Below are 2098 nucleotides of genomic sequence, written 5' to 3'. Positions count from 1 at the left end.
CGGTTGCGTGACAAACCAGGAAGCACCATCCCCGGACGGGGAATACACCACCGCCCTCGGAACCTCCACACCATGCAGCGACCGCTCATCGATATGCGCCTGCATCCGCCGGGCGAGCTCGGCCACGTCGGACGGCGAACCCATCGCGAACAACACCAATGGACGCGTAGCGTCGATGTCGCTCGGGTCGACGCCCGGATCATGGAACGGCCAATCCACCACCTCTTCCGCCGTCAGCATGCCGGGACCCAGGCGAGGTTCCCCCCGATGCGTTTCCCACCGACGATTGTGTAGCCCCCGATCAGCCAACCCCGCGCCCGCATAGACGACCACTCCGGTCACGACGACCACACCATCGGGGATCGGCCGCCGCCCAACCGTCGCTTCCAGATACCTCTCGCGCATCGGCGATGGCACCAGCCACGCCCCGTTAGGCAGGCGCCGCAGTGAGCGGACCGCTACCGTCCCAATCGCCGGAGACGTTGCCAGCGGCACCGAACGCGCGCCCGATGACCCCGCAACCGGCTCCGAAGCCGACGGACCTACGACGCCGTAACCAATTTCCACCCTCCACGGCGAGCGCGTGTCCCAGTTCGGCGACGAGACCATCAGTGAAAGCGAGGCCTGCAAAGCTGCGTAGATTTCGTCGGCTCGTGCTCCAGCCGCGCCCGCGGGCGTGGACACCTCGACCGCCCGAGCCAATACCCTCAGCACATCCTGGGCCAAGCGCCGCGATGCGGGGGTGGGCCTCGCCTCGGCGGGCAGGCCGGGCCCGTACACCACGATATGCAAGCCGCCGGACGCCGGCACGAGCCACCCATCGGCCAATCGGCGAGCCATCAACCGCTCCGTGAACTCCCGCAACGGAACCGCGTGGTCGTCCGATCTCAACCCGTGCAGGATCGCATCAGACGATGGATCGAGTCTGGCTATGTCCGGCCCGTACATCCTCAGCACTGTGCGGCCATGCTCGACAACGACCGGTTGGAAGTTGGACGGAATCGGCTCCCCGCGGCTATCCCGCGTATATGCAAGTTCAGCCGGTTCTGCCGCATGGGTTTCCAGTGTGGAGTTTATCGCCGACCATAGTGCAGCAAGGCTGGGTGGATCAACCACCCGATGTTCCACGCCCAGCATGCGCAACAAACGGTTAAGCATTTCGCGGGCATCATCATCGTCTCGACCCGAAAGCAGTTCATCGGTCGGCCACACATTCGGATCATTGATCGATGAATCGTCCGGTTCCCGGTGCGGACGAACTGTGGGGGTCCAATGCGGCTCCTCACGGTCATGGAACGTGACTTGCAGATAGAGCTGCCGCCCGTCGGCCGAGACAAGCTGCGCATCATTGACCATGCGGGCTGCCCGTTGTGCCAGAACTTGCAGATGATGCACCTCCGCCACCCTCACGCCGTCCAACGGCACCATGCGGAGATTGACCCGGAAGACGTCCACTGGCATGCCCGGCCGCGCCAACGGCCGGGAAGAAGCCTCGCTCAGCCTGAGCACGCCGTACGCCGCGACCGTCACCTCCTGCGACAGCGGCCCGCTGGGGCGATCAACGGTCGCCGGCCACGAGGCCGTATCTGCATCTGTAGCTACAGTCCTGTATCTCGTCACCTGCGTGAACGAGTCAGGTGAGGACTCCGCGAGAAGCCGCTCGATCACCTCGGGCCGCATCGGACCTCGCACGACGTAAGATGCCGAGGACGACCGACCCTGATCCGCCGCCGCCGACGACGACGGCCCCGCCACGGGCCGCTGTTCTTCGCCGCCGCCAGGCCGGGTCAGGCGCCGCGTGACAGCGCGGAACAACCGGCGCATCCCCGGCGCAGCACTCGCCGGCGGATCCACCAACCCAGGCACCAGCGACACCGGCCGTGCCACCCGCGATCCGCCACCACCCCGCCCCGACACCCGCACCTGACCCAACCCGCCCTGCGCATCCCTCACCAACCGAACCGGCCCCCCCAACACCGCCGGCACCCGCCCCGGACCGATCTCCACCAACGACGACCGACCCCCCACCTCCGGCTGCGTCTCCACCATCACAAACCGGCCATCCTCGGCCACACGCTCCACCAACACCACATGCTGC

General features: G+C 66.7%; 1 protein-coding gene. It reads right to left on the bottom strand.

The window, feature by feature from the left end; all coding sequences use genetic code 11:
* On the bottom strand, positions 1 to 1680 hold a 1680-nt coding region (locus ABD901_RS58410; RefSeq protein ID WP_345144991.1), incomplete at its 3' end, for a hypothetical protein.
* Positions 1681 to 2098: the final 418 nt, after the last annotated feature.

The organism is Dactylosporangium darangshiense, assembly GCF_039537565.1.
GTDB lineage: Bacteria > Actinomycetota > Actinomycetes > Mycobacteriales > Micromonosporaceae > Dactylosporangium > Dactylosporangium darangshiense.
Note: the sequence above shows the minus strand (reverse complement) of the source record. Positions and strands in the feature narration are given on the sequence as shown.